Genomic DNA, 16240 nt, shown 5'->3' with positions numbered 1-16240 from the left:
ATGGCACGTAAAGGCATCATTCTCGCCGGCGGTTCCGGTACCCGGCTGTATCCGATCACGCACGTCGTGTCGAAGCAGCTCCTGCCGGTGTACGACAAGCCGATGATCTACTACCCGCTGTCGACGCTGATGATCGCGGGTATTCGCGATGTGCTGATCATCTCGACGCCGCAGGACACGCCGCGCTTCGAGTCGATGCTCGGCGACGGCAGCCAGTGGGGGATGAACATCCAGTACGCGGTGCAGCCGTCGCCCGACGGCCTCGCGCAGGCGTTCATCATCGGCAAGGAGTTCGTCGGCAACGATCCGTCGGCGCTGATCCTCGGCGACAACATCTTCTACGGGCACGATCTCGCGAAGCAGCTCGAGCGTGCGCATGCGCAGGAAAGCGGCGCGACCGTGTTTGCGTATCACGTGCACGACCCGGAGCGATATGGTGTCGTCGAATTCGACAAGTCGTTCCGCGCGCTGTCGATCGAGGAGAAGCCGGCCAAGCCGCGTTCGAACTACGCGGTGACGGGCCTGTATTTCTACGACAACCGCGTGTGCGACATCGCGGCCGACATCAAGCCGTCGCCCCGCGGCGAGCTGGAAATCACCGACGTCAACTCGCGCTACCTCGATAGCGGCGCGCTGAATGTCGAGATCATGGGGCGCGGCTACGCGTGGCTCGACACCGGCACGCACGATTCGCTGATCGAGGCGGCCAGTTTCATCGCGACGCTGCAGAAGCGACAGGGTCTCGTGGTCGCATGTCCGGAAGAAATCGCGTATCGCCGCAACTGGATCGACGCGGAGCAAGTGTTGAAGCTGGCCCAGCCGCTCGCGAAGAACGCATACGGTCAGTACCTGAAGAACATTCTCACGGATCAAGTCGCATGGCCATCCAAGTAACGGCAACGGCGCTGCCCGAAGTCAAGATCATCGAGCCGAAGGTGTTCGGCGACGCGCGCGGATTCTTCTACGAGAGCTTCAACGGGAAGGAATTCGCCGAGCAGGTCGCGCCCGGCGTCGAATTCGTGCAGGACAACCATTCGCGCTCGTCGAAGGGCGTGCTGCGCGGGCTGCATTATCAGATCCAGCACGCTCAGGGCAAGCTCGTTCGCGTGGTCGAAGGCGAAGTGTTCGACGTGGCCGTCGACATTCGCAAGGGTTCGCCGAACTTCGGCAAGTGGGTGGGCGTGGTGCTGTCGAACGACAACCACCGGCAACTGTGGGTGCCGCCCGGTTTCGCGCACGGTTTCGTCGTGCTGTCGGAGGCCGCGCAGTTCCTCTACAAGACGACCGACTACTGGTTTCCGGAACACGAGCGCAGCATCGTGTGGAACGATCCGGAGATCGGGATCGAATGGCCGATCGACTTCGAGCCGCTGCTGGCGGCGAAGGATGCGGCCGGCAAGCGGTTGAGCGAAGCCGAAGTTTATGCGTGAGGTGGGTGTGACTCCTGAACCGACGATCCTCGTGACGGGTGTGAATGGCCAGGTCGGGTTCGAACTGCTGCGTTCGCTGCAAGGTCTCGGTCGTGTGGTGGCATGCGACCGTTCGATGCTCGACTTGTCCGATCTCGATCGGGTGCGCAGCGTCGTGCGCGAGTTGAAGCCGTCGATCATCGTGAATCCTGCTGCGTACACGGCCGTCGACAAGGCGGAGACGGACGTCGACGCCGCGCGCCGGCTGAATGCCGACGTGCCGCGTGTGTTGGCCGAAGAGGCGGCACGTAACGGCGCGGCACTGGTTCACTACTCGACCGATTATGTGTTCGATGGCGTGAAGCCGGGTGAGTATTGCGAGACCGATCTCCCGGATCCGCAAAACGTCTACGGCCTGACCAAGCTTGAAGGCGAAGCTGCGATCGCCTCGTCCGGATGCCGGCACCTCATTTTGCGCACCAGTTGGGTATATGGTGCGCGTGGACATAATTTTCTGCTGACAATGCTTCGTTTGGGCGCGGAACGCCCCGAATTGAAAGTCGTCGCTGATCAAATGGGCGCACCGACCTGGAGTCTCGCCATCGCGACGGCGACGTCGCACATGATCGCCCAGGCACGCGGTGCTGCGGACGCGGCGGAATGGTGGGATGCCCGTTCCGGAACGTACCATTTGACAGCTGGCGGGGACACGTCGTGGCACGGATTCGCGTCGGCGATTTTCGAGTTGGCGAGCCTTCCGAAGCGGCCGGTCGTATTGCCGATTTCGGCTGCGGACTATCCGACGCCGGCGAAGCGGCCGTCGAACTCTCGGTTGTCCAACGCGAAGTTGGCGCAGGTTTTTGGTGTGGCTCTGCCGCACTGGCGTGAATCCTTGGGTTTTTGCCTGGCTGGTATGCAGAAGACGTGATCGTTTCTGTAGTCTGAGTGGTCGCATGCGCGTGTAGTGCGTTTCGTACCGAAACGGCGGATGCGGCTGATATCCGCGACGTTGTACGTCGACCGAAGCGCGTTGATCGTCAATGCAATACGAGGAACATGTGAGCTTGTTGCCGATTATTCTTTGCGGTGGTGCCGGGTCAAGACTTTGGCCCGTGTCTCGTGAATCGCATCCCAAACCGTTCATTCGACTTGCCGACGGCGAGAGCCTGTTGCAAAAAGCCTTTCTGCGGGCGGCCGGTCTGGCTGGCGTCGATGAAGTGCTCACGGTCACCAACCGTGACCTTTTCTTCAAGACCGAGGACGAGTATCGGGAAGTCAATGTGACCGGATTGGCGACCTCGTTCATCCTCGAGCCGTTTGGCAGAAACACGGCTGCCGCGATCGCCGCAGCGACCTTGTATGCTGCCGCGGCCCAGGGTGAACAGGTCGTGATGCTCGTGCTCGCGGCGGATCATCTGATCAACGACACATCGGCGTTTGCCGACGCAGTCGAGAAGGCGTCGGTGCTGGCCAAGGGCGGGAAGGTCGTGACGTTCGGCATACAGCCCGACAGCCCGGAAACCGCATATGGTTATATCGAGGCGGATGGGACCGACATCGTGCGATTCGTCGAGAAGCCCGATCTCGCCCATGCGCAGCAGTATCTCGAATCCGGGCGGTTCCTATGGAATTCCGGGATGTTTTGTTTTACGGCCGGAACGATGCTGCGAGAGCTCGCCGAGCACTGCCCCGACATCCTCGATTCTGTGAAAACCTGTATCGGTGCGTCACCGTCGTCGACAAGTGCGGGCGGAGGGGCGCAGATTCGTCTCGAGCCGAACAGTTTCGGCGCGGTTCCCGATGTTTCCGTCGATTATGCGGTGATGGAGAAGTGCCGGCAGGGGGCGGTGGTGCCGTGCTCGATTGGCTGGAGTGACGTCGGATCGTGGACGGCGCTGGGTGATCTTGCGACTCCGGACGAATACGGCAATCGCGTGGAAGGCGAAGCCCTGCTCATCGACGTCAGAAACAGTTATCTGCAGAGTTCTGAGCGTTTGATTGGCGCAGTCGGTGTCGAAAACCTGATCGTGATCGACACACCCGACGCGTTGCTGATTGCGACGCGCAGTCGCGCACAGGACGTGAAGCAGATCTATGCGGAGCTCAAGGCGACTGGTCACGAGGCGTACAAGGTACATCGAACGGTGCATCGCCCGTGGGGAACGTACACGGTGCTTGAAGAGGGGCCTCGATTCAAGATCAAGCGCATCGTCGTAAAGTCTGGCGCGAGCCTCAGCCTTCAAATGCATCATCATCGCAGCGAGCACTGGATCGTCGTGTCCGGGATGGCGAAAGTCGTCAATGGTGATGACGCGTTTTTCGTGTCAACCAATGAGTCCACTTACATTCCAGCCGGCCACAAGCACCGGCTGGAGAATCCCGGGGTAGTCGACCTAGTCATGATCGAAGTTCAGAGTGGCGAGTATTTGGGCGAAGACGATATCGTCCGCTTCGAGGATAACTACGGGCGAACATGACGCGATGGGCGGCAGCGGCGTGGCGGATTTTCGCGTTGCCGAAGCGGCCTGGTATCACCGATTGCGGAATGGTCGTGTCAAAGCGCATTGCAGGATGGCGAACGTGGCCATTTCGCACGGTGCTGATACCGTAGGCGTAGCAATCTTATGAGCAATACACAAAATCGATCGCCGAACACCGGAGCGGTTGTCGTTTTCTTTCATCCTGACGCGGCGTGCGTTGCGCGTGCCAATCGGCTGGCCGAGTCGATGCATTGCGTCGTGGTCGACAATACGCCGGAAGTGTTCGATCGCCGCGCTCTCGGGTTGACCGGTTCGATCGAGTACATTTCCAATGGATGGAATGCCGGAATCGCAATGGCGTTCAATCAGGGTGTCGGCGCGTTGATTCAGGCAGGTTGCGATGTCGCATTGCTGTTTGATCAGGACAGCGAGCCGCCCCAGTCCTTGCTAACGGATCTGCCGAAACTGATCGCCCAAGCCCGGGAGTTGGGAAGCCGCGTCGCGCTGATCGGTCCGGCTTATGAGGATCGACGTTTGCGTGGGGTTGCACCGTTTGTACGGTTTGGATGGGGGAGACTCCAGCGGATACCTCCGGTAGGCGACGTGCCAATCGAGGTCGATTTTCTCATCTCATCCGGATCCTGCATCAATCTGGAATGCTGGAAAGACGTCGGCGCAATGGACGAGTCGCTATTCATCGACTTCGTCGATCTCGAATGGTGCATTCGCGCGAAGCAGCGCGGCTATCAGGTCTGGGGGATTCCGTGGTTGCGGATGAGTCACGAGCTGGGAGGCGAGCCTGTTCAGATATTGGGGCGTCGTTATCCCATGCATGGACCGATCCGCCACTATTATCAGTTTCGGAATGTAATCGCATTGATGAAGCGTGCATCGATGCCGTTGAAATGGAAGACGACAGAACTCGTGAAGTTGCCATTTCGGGTCCTGATCTATTGTTTTTTCCCTGATCGGCGAGTTGAGCATCTTGTGATGGTATGGCGCGGCATTCGCGATGGTTTTCGAGGCCGGCTCGGACCTTATTCCGATAGTGCTCGATGAAGGTTTCACTGGGTCTCGCTAGGCGGTCAGCCAAACTCATTTGAGCAGATGGGCCTCATTGTGGGAGCGGGGATCAGGATGCTCTGCAAAAATCTATCTGGCGTTCATATTCGTGGCTATCCGAACCCTGGCGATGGTCGTCAGGTGACGGCGGGGCGCGTCAACTGAATAATGTTGCGGCTCGCTTTTTTTGCGATGCACCATAAATCAGGTGCGGCGTGGTGATGCGTTGGTAGATGGGTCGGAAGTGCGAGAGGCTCGGCATAATCAGAATCTGACGGATTGGGTTGGAGTTGGTATTAACCCCACTTCCTTTCAAAAATATAATTATATGTAATGTGTTGTAAGCTCGTGGCCCCGGTCTTCAGTCGGAGATATATCGATATTTGCCACGGCCATGGCAACAGAAGCCTACCCAAACCGTCTACCTGAGAGATGAGTATGGAGCCAACGCAAATTGCTCGCGGATATTGCCACGTCTGCGGATCGCAGGCCATCTTTAAGTCATACGAGCCGGTCGACTTCCCTTGCAAGCGCAATTCTTTCCTCTGTCAGTACTGCGGGTCTTCCGCAAGAAACCGGCATCTTGCAAAGTCGATTCTTGATTTGTGGTTGAGTGGTGATCCCCGTGCCTCGCTCCGGAAGTTCGCGAGAAAATTTCGAGGAACGGTCTACATAGCGAGCACGGCAGGCGCTGTCGCTGAATCCCTGACCCCACTTGGGAAACGCCTCGTTTCCAGCGAGTATATCGACGGCATCGCTTCGGGGAAGAGTCATAATGGAGTACTTTGCGAGGATATTCAGGCTACGTCCTTCGACGATTGCTCATTTGATTTGGTTATCACTGAGGACGTTCTGGAACATGTTCCCTGCCCTGAAATGGCATTTGCCGAGATTAGACGCATTTTGAAACCCGGTGGGTATCATGTTTCGACGATACCGGTTAAATGGCATCTTGCTAAAAGTGAACCTCGCGCAGTAATCGAGGGTGGAATGATTCGTCACTTGCAAGAGCCCGAGTTTCATCTTGATCCGACCAGGGTGGAAGGAATATTGGCGTTTACTGACTACGGGCAGGATATTCTCGCGCGCTACTGTAGCATCATCGGTAAGTCGGAGATGTTGGCTGCTCACGGTGATCTCGACATGGAGCGTGCATACGCGATTTATAACAACTGGGTCTTCTTGTCGCAGCGGCAAGGAACGGCATCTCTGCCGGTACTGCCGGTATCTACCTGGACAAGATTCGTAAGTCGATGGTTGTGAAGTTGACCGTACTCAAGCATCCGCTCTGCAACGGCTGAACCGATGGTCTTCCGCGATACTCATCGACCTTGCCGTTCACGTGGCACGCGGTAGAGGGCGGCTTTTGATCTGAAGACGGGCGGAGCGGGGACCGACCGCTCCGTCGAGTCGTGTTCACTTCACGCCGATAGGCCTCGACCTAATCGAGGGTTCCGATGCGCGGAGGATTGGCGAGCGTGAATGGCAATACGTCCACCGCGAGGGAAAGATTCGGGTTGTACGCTGGGTCGCGAATCAGTGCGGTACCCCATCGCTCTTCCATTCGACGCACTTCACCCACAAAGCGCTGATATTTGTCCGCCGCCATGTCGGAACCGCGTGTTGCCGATTCGTAGTGGTACAACTCGGCGAATGGCGTCCAAACGTTTCGGTAACCCGCGTCTCGTACCCGTAAGCAGAAGTCGACGTCATTGAAGGCAACGGCAAAAGCCTCGTCCAAGCCGCCTACTTCGTTATATATCCGCTTGCTGACAAGGAGGCATGCGGCCGTGACCGCAGACATGTCCTGCACGGATACTGCACGGTTGAAGTAGCCGAAATTCCCACGCTTGAGCATGTGGTGCATATGGCCCGCGATACCGCCCAATCCCAGCAGCACGCCGCCATGCTGAAGTGAATTATCCGGGTACCATAGGGCTGCCCCGACTGCACCGATGCCTGGTTGCGACGCGATGCCAACCATTTCGTCGAGCCAGTCAGGCGAGATGACTTCGGTATCGTTGTTCAACAGGCATACAAAACTGCCTGTCGCTGCTGCTGCGGCTATATTGTTCAGCGCAGAAAAATTGAACGGCGAATCGTCGGTGATGATCCTGACGTTCGGGCGAAGCGATATCTCCTGGAAATAGGCGAGGGTAGCCCCGTCCGTGCTGCCATTGTCGACGACGATGATCTCGTAGTTCGGGTATACCGTGCGCTCGACGATGCTTTCGACGCACTGGCGGAGCAACGCGACACCGTCTCGCGTCGGGATGATAATGGATACCTTTGGAGCAGGGGCGGGTATCGCGTACCTCACGCGGAAAACCGGCAAGTCGCCGAAGGGCCGCTCCACGGTTGCGACGATGCCGGAGCGCGCGAGATGACCTTCGATTGCCCGCTGCGCCGCCGTTGACGCATACGGCTTGGCGTGACTCGTTCTTGCGGTGCTATTGGCCGTGATGCGCCAGTGATAGAGCACATGCGGAATATGAACGACGCTGTCATCGCCGGCAATCTCGACGCATCGAAGCGCGAGGTCGTAGTCCTGGCTTCCTTCGAACCCGAGTCGAAAGCCGCCCACTTGTCGCACGAGCGCGGTTTCGATAACTCCGAGATGCGAGAACAGATTCTGCGTACGGAACAACGCAGGATTCCAGTCGCATTTGAAATATGGGGCCGTCCGCTGCCCGCGTTCGTTCAGCTTATCCTCGTCGCTGTAGAACATGCGCGCCCGAGGGTATCGGTTGATGTATTGTGCAACGACAAACAGTGCGTGAGGCGGGAGGATGTCGTCGTGATCTAGCAGTGCGACGAATTCGCCGGTTGCCAGCGAAAGGGCGCTATTGCTCGCTTCGGAGATATGGCCGTTCTCCGTACGAAACATGAGCCGAATTCGTGAATCATGTGCCTGATGGCGTGTCAGGATCTCGCGCGTAGTCTCGCCCGGCGACGCATCATCCGCGATACAAAGTTCCCAGAACGGGTAGACCTGCTCCTGCACGGAACGGATCATTGCTTCGAGATGCGACGGATTGCTGTTGTACGTCGGAACGACGATCGAAATCAGCGGTTGACGTTCGAACGATTGCAGCGCGTTTTCAGCGGCCGCACGTTCCGCGTCGCCGAATCGGTCGAACTTGTTGATCCACTCGTGATAGACCTCGTCGGGCGGGGGGGCGTCGGCGAATCCTCCGCCATCACGCAGACGCCTGGACCGAACAAGGATTCCCTGAAGACCTTCTCGCTTAAGTATGGACGCGTAGTGCCAGAGTGCACTCCACAGGCTACCGCGGACGACCGCTTGGCGCCGGATCGTTGCCGCAACGACGCCAGCCATGCGGATCGCGGACGTCACGTGTCGAAGGGGCGACGTCAGGCGCCATGATAGCGATGCGCGGATGTTTCGCAGTTCATCCTCAAGCCGGATTCGGTCGGCTTCGACATTCGCGCGCAGGATATTTTCCTTGCGCAGGCCAGCGAGTTCGCGTTCCAGTTCGATAATGCGCTGCGCCAATGCGCTGCCCTCGACGTCGTCACGGGAAAGGGCGTCGCGATTTGTCGAATCCTGTGGGGCGCGGTGTTGGCCAGAAGTCATATGAGTAAGTCAGGGCCAGGTCGGTGTGGGTTGATCGGATTCTCAAACGGACTGACGCGTTTTACGCAGTTTCGCGAACAAAGAGCTCGATGCGATTCATTGGGATTCCGACGAGTCCGGTTGCGACACGGGCGGACTCCGACTTTACGATGATGGCATCGTGAACGCAGTCAAGTATGCGAATACTCTTCTCGGAAGGTGCCGCGACGAGAACGGTGAATGAGTAGTCGCCGGGCGGAAGAATTGGCATGTCGAAGCAAAACTCCGCAACGACGTGACTAGCATTCGCAGATGGAAAACCGCCTTCCCGCAGCGCGAATACGCTGTCGTCACCAAACAGCGGCTGCCCGAGTCGGTCCTTGACGAAAAACGCAATGTGCGGCATATCGGATTCGGTTCGGCGGATACGAATCCGAAGTGAAACCCGTTCACCACCCATGACCCAGGTAACCGGGGCGCCTTTCGTGTTGGTGAGGGTCGTGGATTCGATCAACGTCGACTCACGTTGCACTGGAAGTTCGTGCGGATCCAGATCGACGCTCGGCAGCGCCGGCAGTGCATCGATTGTGTTGCGCGGGAATCCGCTGCGCTGATCTGCGCGTGGCTCGTTGCCGATGGCGGTTACATCGAGCTTTCTGGTGCCGGATTCAACACGAGACACGCTGTCCTCACGCTCCCGATAAAACGCCTCGAAGTAGTTCATGCAGACGGTTTTCGCACTTCCCGATTCGCGCATCACACCTCGATCAAGCCAGATGACCCGGTCGCACAGGCTGCGGATGGCGGATGAATCATGGCTGACGAACAAAACCGTCCCGGTCTGCTGAAAGCGACGCAGGAAGCGCATGCATTTTTGCGTGAAGAATGCGTCGCCCACAGCTAACGCCTCGTCGATGACCAGGATGTCGGCGTCCACGTGTGCGATGACTGCGAACGCGAGGCGGACGAACATGCCGCTCGAGTATGTTTTGACGGGCTGGTCGATGAAGTGGCCGATATCGGCGAACGCAATGATCTCGTCGACGCGCGAATCGATCTGCTCGCGGGTCAGGCCGTGCAACTGGCCGTTGATGTAGATATTTTCCCGACCGGAGTATTCGGCATCGAACCCGGAACCGAGTTCAAGTAGAGCAGCAATGCGTCCTTGGGTTTCGACCACGCCGCTCGTGGGAGCGAGTGTGCCGCAAATGATCTGCAGCAACGTGCTCTTGCCGGACCCGTTGCGGCCGATGATGCCAATCGTCTCTCCCCGCGCAATCTCGAAATCGACGTCTTTGAGTGCCCAGAACATCCGGGCGCACGCCTGCGCACGCTGGCGCAGGGATTCGCGCACGCTCGGGACCGGCGCAAGCCCGCTCAGCAAGCCGAGGATACTGCGTTTCAGACGGTCCGACGGTTTGCGATAGGACTCGAATCCTTTGGCGAGCGACGTGGCGCGAATGACAACATCAGATGACATCGGCGAAACCCCGGCGCGTCTTCTGGAACCATGCGAAGCCGATCCACGCAACGGCGATGGCCATGATTGAATAGATGGACCACCGATTCCAGTCGATCATGTGTCCCCAAATGAGAACGTCACGACCCTGTTCGATGGGATAGGTCATCGGATTCAGATAGACGAAGCTGCGGAACTGTTCCGGCAGCGAAGACACCGGAAAGAACACGGGCGAGAGGAACATCATCGCGGTGATGACGATCCCGACGGTTTGTCCGATGTCGCGGAGATAGACGCCGGTGGCGGACAGAATCCAGCTTACGCCCATGATGAATACGCAGAGCGGTGCGAGCACGATGGGGAACAGAAACGCAGTCAACGGCACGCTACCGACGACGGCCCATTCGGCCACCAGCAGGATGCAGACGCTCACGCTAAGGTGAAACAGCGCCGATAACAGCGTCACGCAAGGCAGGATCTCAAGCGGGAAGACGATTTTCTTGACGAAGTTCGAGTGGGAGAGAATTTGCCCCGGTGCCCTGTTCACGCATTCGGAAAACAGGTTGAACACGATCATTCCCGCGAACAGCACTACGGCGAATTCGCCCTTTGATGCTGCGTGCGACGCGTCGTTCCAGCGCGATTTGAACACTTCGCTGAATACGAACGTATAGACGCTCAGCATCATGAGGGGCGTGAGCAACGACCAGAAGATGCCTAGAAAGGACCCCTTGTAACGTCCCACGGCGTCGCGGCGCGCGAGATCGAGCATCAGGCGGCGATTTTTCACCAATGAAGCGGCGAGAGATCGCGGCGAAAGACTAAAGCTTTGCATAAGTTCGACGACAAGGTCAGCGGGTGTGGCACGGCACAAGGAGTCAGCGGAAAGCGGATCCGTGCAGCCGCGATTCGATGACCGCAGGCGGGCTTCAGGTCGATGCAGCACCTGCGGTCCAGTGCTTTACTTGGCCCTGGGGCCATTCTGGTGCATGCGAATTATCGCATAGTGGTTCATCGGCGGACCCACGTCGAGTCGGTCGCAGCGTGTGTCGAAGTGTAAATGTCGCAAGCAATCCGGAGTGCGGGTGCGGGGTCGCCGATTAATGCCGATCGCGTGCCTTTCCACGCCGCGAGCCGAATCCGAGCGGAATTTCGGGTTCGGGGAAGCGCTTTTTCTGGGGCTTTCGGCGTCGATTTTCCATATTGTGAAATGATGCGTCGTGGTACGATTCGTCGTTTACCATCCGCGACTGATGGCACATCACTGGATCGATCCATCGATCGCAATCCATCGGTTGGCATCGTGTGTGGACGGAATGCGAAGAATGAATTCATATGTCTGACTATATCGCGATCGAATCTCACGGCATCAGCAAGGGTTTTGAGTCCTACGAGCGACCCGGCGACCGGTTGAAGAGAGGAGTGCTCGGTGCCATTGCGCGGCTTGCGCAACGCTCGGCGACGCGACAGGCGACGCATCGGCAAGCTGAAGCGCAGCCGAACGTATTTTGGGCCCTTCATGACGTGAGTTTCTCTGTCGCGGCTGGAGAAACCGTCGGCATCGTGGGCCGGAACGGGTCGGGCAAGAGCACGTTGCTCCAGATCGTCTGCGGCACGCTGGCCCCGACACGCGGCGATATCGCCGTGCGCGGTAAGGTTGCTGCATTGCTCGAGCTCGGCTCCGGCTTCGACGTCGAGTACACCGGTCGCGAAAACATCTATCTGAATGCCCAACTGTACGGGCTATCCCGTCAGCAAATCGACGAGCGCTACGAGTCGATCGTCGAGTTCGCGGACATCGGCGAGTTTATCGATCAGCCCGTCAAGACCTACTCGAGCGGCATGTTTGTCCGTCTGGCGTTCGCGGTCATCGCACATGTCGATGCGGACATCCTCGTGATCGACGAGGCACTGGCGGTCGGGGACGCATTTTTCAATCAGAAGTGCTTTCGTTTCCTGCACGAGTTCAAGCAGCACGGGACTATTCTGTTCGTCAGTCACGATACGTCGACGATCAGAAAGCTTTGCTCGCGCGTCATCTGGATCGACAGCGGGCGGATTGTGGCGCAGGGGAAACCGGCGGATGTCTGTGCGGCGTATCTGGAGGCGCGCTACAGCACGGCTGGAGCAGCGTCCACGGCGGTGCCGGTAGAGGTCGAGCGTCATGACAGTGCAATTGATTTCCGTCGCGAACGCTTCAACGCCTCCTCGTTTCGCAACGACATCCAGGTGCTTGCGTTCAATCACCAGTCGCAGGCTTTTGGCGAGGGTGGCGCGCGAATCGTCGACGTTGCATTCTTCGACGATCAGGAGCGCAGGCTCGAATGGATCGTCGGTGGCGAAACGATTACGCTGCGCGTGACAATTGAAATCGACGAGCCCCTGGTTTCCCCGATCGTCGGCTTCTACCTCAAGAACGAGCGAGGTCAGGAACTGACGGGAGACAACACGTTCGCAACCTTCGCCGAACGACCCGTATCATGTGACGCCGGCGATGCGCTATGCGCGGAGTTCACCTTCATCATGCCGATACTGCCGGTGGGGGCTTTCTCGATCAATGTCGCGATTGCGGAAGGCACGCAATACGACCACGTTCAGCATCACTGGATCCACGACGCGCTACCCCTTCGCGTGCACGCATCCCGCGTGAGACACGCGCTCGTGGGCGTTCCGATGGTGCATGCCGGACTGTCCGAAGAGATATAGCGTGGAATGGATTTGATCCCCAGGCATGAGCACAATCTCCCGGCGTGAAGTTGTCGTCATGTGTTCGGCGCGATTACTTACAAGATTTTTGCAAGTTTGCAGAGCAGGATTCTCAAATGACCAAGCAAGAGCGAATTTTTCGATTCAAAGCGTCGGAAGATGATCACTCGTTCACCGGTGAACGATATCTTCCCGGCGTTGCGGGGCCGATTCAGTACGAGCACTACCATCGGTATCTTTTCTCGACGGCGATCTGCGCAGGCAAGGACGTACTCGATATCGCGTCGGGCGAGGGCTATGGTTCAGCCTTGCTGGCGCAGGCGGCGCGCTCCGTGATCGGCGTCGATGTCGACCCGCAAGCTGTCGAAAATGCGAAGGGGCGCTATGGTGACGTGCCGAACCTCCGGTTCGAGTGGGGCAGTGCCACGCAGATTCCTCTTGCCGACGCATCGGTAGATGTCCTCAACTCCTATGAGACGCTGGAGCATTTTCGTGAGCATGAGACGTTCATGCGCGAGGCGCGTCGGGTATTGAAGCCGGGCGGCATCATGATCATTTCGACGCCGAACCGTCCGATCTATTCGCCGCCCGGATCGCCTCCCAATGAGTACCATGTTCGCGAGCTCGATCGCGAGGAATTCGTCCAGTGGCTCAAGAGCGGGTTTCAGAATTTTGTCCTCTATGAACAGAAGCCGCTTGCCGGATCGCTGCTCCAGAAGGAAGGGCGCAGCGGTGAGCGACGCATCAATTGCTGGTCCGAACACGAGGTGGGCGAGTATCGCGAGACTGCGGGTGTTCTTGATCCCGTGTATTTCATTGCGATTGCGTCCGATGGTCCGATACCGGAAATGGAGGACAATCTGCTTGATGGCGGTGTGTCGTTCACGCGTTACGATCAGGCGCGCAACGCGCATATCGGCGCCCAAGCGACTGAAATTGTCCGCCTGACGACGGAAACCATGGCGCGCGGCGACGAAATCGGCCGCCTGACGGCCGAGGCAGTGCGGCTGACCGACGAGGTTCTCCGGCGCGATGAAGAGATCGGCAAGTTGACGGTCGAGACCGTGCGTTTGAACGACGTCATCATTGCGAACAATGCCGATATCGACCGCCTGAAAACCGAGGTCGAGCGATTGACCCGGACCGTTTCCACGCTTACCGAGGCGGCTGAACGTCGCGACGAAGCGGTGACGACTTCACGTAAGGTGCTTGAATCTCTTGACGTGCAGAACAACACTTCGACGGTTCTCGCTGCTCGGGTGGACGAGTTGACCGATCAGTTGAAGCATACGGAGGGCCTCCTCGGCACACAGGCTCAGGACAGCGATGGCGGGCGCGAGAGCGATCCGTCGACTGTTGCACTGTTGACCGAGAACGAGAGCCTTCGGCGGCAGTTGAAGCAGATCACGAACTCCACTTCCTGGCGCGTGACGAAGCCGCTTCGTTATGCCGCCCGCCGTATCCGCGCGAATCAGCAGGGTGCCAGCACGACACCGGCTTCGCGTTCCGGAGCGACGGCGAGGTCGTCCACGTCGATCGCCGAGGTCGAGGGGGCGTCGCCGTTGACGCTCCGGTCGTTCGAGCAAGCGGCGGCGCCGCGAGCGACGATCGTCGTGCTGCAATCACAAGGCGGTGCGGCGATGCGCGAATGTCTTGCGGCTCTGAGCCACCATACGACATCCGTCGCGTACCAGATATTTGCGGTTGGCGAGATCGATGCGAAGCTGGTGGCGGAGAGCGGTGTCCGGGTCATCGACGATCATCATGCAGCCCAGTCGATATCGGCGCTGGCCAAGCACATCGGTAATTTGTCCGGGAGTGAATTCATCGTCCTGATGTCGGACGTATTGCTGGCGCGTCCGGGATGGTTGGCAGCGATCGATGAAGCGTTCGAACGCTTCACCGACGCGGCTGCGGTCTCCGCGATCATCTTGGAAAGGAACGGTACGGTGTACGCTGCTGGCGGAGTCATCGATGCCGGCGCGCATCTCCTGGCCGCGCATGCCGGCGTCAACAGCGATAACGTCAAGATCCAGAATGTGACCGAGATCAAGGCGGCAAGCCCTGGATTCATCGCGGTTCGAAGCGATGCCTGGGAGCGTGCATCGCGTTTCGAGAAGGAGATGCCGGTTCTCACAACCGGTTTCGTTGCGTTGGCGCTCGATTTGTTTGCCCGAGGAGAGAAAACGTACTTGCAGCCGTTCGCCCGTTTCGTCATGTCGAATGCGGCGCGAGCGAGCCGGCCGACGAATGATGATAATTGGGATGATGCGTATCAGCGTTGGCTCCTACGGCAGCATCACGACACGCTCTTCCGTGTCGAGCGCCCGTTTGACGACGTGCTTGTGTTGCCGCAGCGACCGAAGGTCGTGATCGTAGATGCATTCGTGCCAAAACCCGATCAGGACTCCGGATCGGTCGACGTCTACTGGTACATGCGTATTTTCCGCGAGTTCGGCTATGACGTGAGCTTCATTGCTGCATTCGAACAGTCGCCTCCTGTCGCCTATATGGATGCACTGCGGCGTTGGGGCGTGCGGGTTCAGTGCGCGAGCGATCTCGCGACGCTCAACCAGTTGTTCATGGAAGAGGTTGTGGACGCACGCGTAGTCGTCGCACAACGCATCATCGTCGCTCGTCATCTGGTTGAACCGCTTCGTCGGGGCGCACCGCATGTCAAGCTGGTGTTTGGCACGGTGGATCTCCATTACCTCCGTGAAGAGCGCGCGGCAATCCACGATCGCTCCCCCGAAGCACTGGAGGAGGCATTGATGCTGCGGCGCACGGAAATTCAGACCGTGCGCGAAGCCGATGCGACCATCGTTGTGAGTCGTGTCGAGCACGATTTGCTGAAAGACTTAGCGCCGCAAGCGAACGTCCATCACATTCCGATCCCGCGGATGCCGACCCGTTCGGGGCGTACGTTCGACGAGCGGTCCGGCGTCGTATTTGTCGGCGGATTCGCGCACCGACCGAATATCGATGCCGTGCAATTTCTGGTCGAGGAGATTTGGCCGATCGTGAGGCGGAGCCAGCCCACGGCGGAGTTGCGTATCGTTGGCAGCGGCGTGACCGATTACGTACGTTCGCTCGACAATCCGGCGACGGGGGTGAAGGTTGTCGGATTCGTAGAGAATCTCGGCGATGTGCTTGACGTGGCTCGCGTATCGGTTGCACCGCTTCGATTCGGTGCCGGTGTCAAAGGCAAGGTGGTTTCAAGCCTGTTGCATGGCGTACCCAGCGTGCTGAGCAAGATTGCGAGCGAAGGGATGGGCCTCGTTCCAGGTGAGCAGGTGCTTGAGGGTGACAGCGCCGAAGATATTGCCGCGGCGATCGTCAAACTGCTCGAAGACAGGCAACTGTGGCAGCGCGTCGCCGATGCGGGATTTGCGGCCGCGGTTGCGGAGTACTCGGTGGAAACCGTTGCGGCCAGGATGTCCACTCTGCTCGCATCGATCAATGTTCTGGATGGCGAGCGAGATTTGCGTCCTGGTGCATTCAATATTCACTGACCGTTCCACTCATATTGATACTCACCATGCTGCGT

Annotated in this window: 11 protein-coding genes; 8 read left to right on the top strand and 3 right to left on the bottom strand. The window is 58.6% G+C overall.

All coding sequences use genetic code 11. The features are described from left to right. The 6 genes from rfbA to WT97_RS32375 all read left to right on the top strand — a co-directional run bounded on the left by rfbA (position 1) and on the right by WT97_RS32375 (position 6214). Positions 1–894 carry a glucose-1-phosphate thymidylyltransferase RfbA gene (gene rfbA, locus WT97_RS07700; RefSeq protein WP_034206577.1) on the top strand — a complete coding sequence of 298 codons (894 nt, stop codon included), beginning with the start codon at positions 1–3 and terminating at the stop codon, positions 892–894. After that, the gene (gene rfbC / locus WT97_RS07695; RefSeq protein ID WP_059791674.1) at positions 879–1430 is read left to right on the top strand and encodes a dTDP-4-dehydrorhamnose 3,5-epimerase; all 552 of its coding nucleotides are present in this window, start codon (positions 879–881) and stop codon (positions 1428–1430) included. Before rfbA ends, rfbC begins: the two co-directional genes overlap by 16 nt. Continuing rightward, positions 1423–2337, top strand: coding sequence for a dTDP-4-dehydrorhamnose reductase (gene rfbD / locus WT97_RS07690; protein WP_059791672.1), 915 nt, complete (start codon positions 1423–1425; stop codon positions 2335–2337). Before rfbC ends, rfbD begins: the two co-directional genes overlap by 8 nt. A gap of 130 nt (positions 2338–2467) precedes the next feature. Further along, positions 2468–3886: a mannose-1-phosphate guanylyltransferase/mannose-6-phosphate isomerase gene (locus WT97_RS07685; protein WP_059791959.1), complete on the top strand. Its 1419-nt coding sequence runs from the start codon at positions 2468–2470 to the stop codon at positions 3884–3886. Between the two features lie 147 nt (positions 3887–4033). Continuing rightward, positions 4034–4948: a glycosyltransferase family 2 protein gene (locus WT97_RS07680; protein WP_059791670.1), complete on the top strand. Its 915-nt coding sequence runs from the start codon at positions 4034–4036 to the stop codon at positions 4946–4948. A 441-nt stretch (positions 4949–5389) separates the two neighbouring features. Beyond that, entirely contained in the window at positions 5390–6214 is an 825-nt protein-coding gene (locus WT97_RS32375; protein ID WP_179949757.1) for a class I SAM-dependent methyltransferase, read from the top strand. Positions 6215–6392: 178 nt separating this feature from the next. On the opposite strand, the gene WT97_RS07670 is transcribed toward WT97_RS32375, so the two are convergent. The 3 genes from WT97_RS07670 to WT97_RS07660 form a co-directional block, all read right to left on the bottom strand. Then, positions 6393–8291 (bottom strand): glycosyltransferase, encoded by a 1899-nt coding sequence (locus tag WT97_RS07670; protein WP_059791957.1) that lies wholly within the window; start codon positions 8289–8291, stop codon positions 6393–6395. Between the two features lie 319 nt (positions 8292–8610). Next, positions 8611–10008 carry an ABC transporter ATP-binding protein gene (locus WT97_RS07665; RefSeq protein ID WP_059791668.1) on the bottom strand — a complete coding sequence of 466 codons (1398 nt, stop codon included), beginning with the start codon at positions 10006–10008 and terminating at the stop codon, positions 8611–8613. After that, the gene (locus tag WT97_RS07660; RefSeq protein WP_059791954.1) at positions 9998–10822 is read right to left on the bottom strand and encodes an ABC transporter permease; all 825 of its coding nucleotides are present in this window, start codon (positions 10820–10822) and stop codon (positions 9998–10000) included. Before WT97_RS07660 ends, WT97_RS07665 begins: the two co-directional genes overlap by 11 nt. Before the next feature lie 500 nt (positions 10823–11322). Here WT97_RS07660 and WT97_RS07655 point away from each other — a divergent pair, with 500 nt between their 5' ends. Both WT97_RS07655 and WT97_RS07650 read left to right on the top strand, forming a co-directional pair. After that, on the top strand, positions 11323–12693 hold the full coding sequence (locus tag WT97_RS07655; protein ID WP_059791666.1) for an ABC transporter ATP-binding protein: 1371 nt from the start codon (positions 11323–11325) through the stop codon (positions 12691–12693). Positions 12694–12809: 116 nt separating this feature from the next. Further along, positions 12810–16205, top strand: a complete 3396-nt coding sequence (locus tag WT97_RS07650; protein ID WP_059791664.1) for a methyltransferase domain-containing protein — start codon at positions 12810–12812, stop codon at positions 16203–16205. Positions 16206–16240: the final 35 nt, after the last annotated feature.

It is taken from the genome of Burkholderia sp. MSMB1459WGS, from assembly GCF_001534535.1.
In the GTDB taxonomy this organism is placed as follows: domain Bacteria; phylum Pseudomonadota; class Gammaproteobacteria; order Burkholderiales; family Burkholderiaceae; genus Burkholderia.
Note: the sequence above shows the minus strand (reverse complement) of the source record. Positions and strands in the feature narration are given on the sequence as shown.

Coding starts and splice junctions, on each gene's coding strand:
- WT97_RS07655 (WP_059791666.1), top strand. CDS start 11,323: ATGTCTGACTATATCGCGATCGAATCTCACGGCATCAGCAAGGGTTTT.
- rfbA (WP_034206577.1), top strand. CDS start 1: ATGGCACGTAAAGGCATCATTCTCGCCGGCGGTTCCGGTACCCGGCTG.
- WT97_RS07650 (WP_059791664.1), top strand. CDS start 12,810: ATGACCAAGCAAGAGCGAATTTTTCGATTCAAAGCGTCGGAAGATGAT.
- rfbD (WP_059791672.1), top strand. CDS start 1,423: ATGCGTGAGGTGGGTGTGACTCCTGAACCGACGATCCTCGTGACGGGT.
- WT97_RS07680 (WP_059791670.1), top strand. CDS start 4,034: ATGAGCAATACACAAAATCGATCGCCGAACACCGGAGCGGTTGTCGTT.
- WT97_RS32375 (WP_179949757.1), top strand. CDS start 5,390: ATGGAGCCAACGCAAATTGCTCGCGGATATTGCCACGTCTGCGGATCG.
- rfbC (WP_059791674.1), top strand. CDS start 879: ATGGCCATCCAAGTAACGGCAACGGCGCTGCCCGAAGTCAAGATCATC.
- WT97_RS07670 (WP_059791957.1), bottom strand. CDS start 8,291: ATGGCTGGCGTCGTTGCGGCAACGATCCGGCGCCAAGCGGTCGTCCGC.
- WT97_RS07665 (WP_059791668.1), bottom strand. CDS start 10,008: ATGTCATCTGATGTTGTCATTCGCGCCACGTCGCTCGCCAAAGGATTC.
- WT97_RS07660 (WP_059791954.1), bottom strand. CDS start 10,822: ATGCAAAGCTTTAGTCTTTCGCCGCGATCTCTCGCCGCTTCATTGGTG.